Genomic DNA, 255 nt, shown 5'->3' on the forward strand with positions numbered 1-255 from the left:
TGGCGTCGTCGTACCTCGAAGGTGCCAACTTTTTGACCGTGGCCGTTTCCACCCCTGCCAACAGCCTGGGCCACTCCCTGCTGCTGCTGTGGGGCCCCGAGGCCCAGGGTGACCTGGTGCGCTGGTTCCAGCTCGGTGGCCTGTGGAGCTTTGTGGCGCTGCACGGTGCCTTTGGCCTGATCGGCTTTATGCTGCGTCAGTTTGAAGTCGCCCGTCTGGTGGGTCTACGGCCCTACAATGCGATCGCCTTTTCTG

The 255-nt window shown here is 63.1% G+C and carries 1 pseudogene; it reads left to right on the top strand.

Annotated elements, in window-relative coordinates:
* Positions 1 to 255, top strand: a pseudogene (locus tag AC0QKW_RS00680) (photosystem II D2 protein (photosystem q(a) protein)); the annotation flags it as partial.

The sequence above is a fragment of the Pseudanabaena sp. PCC 9330 genome, assembly GCF_055795045.1.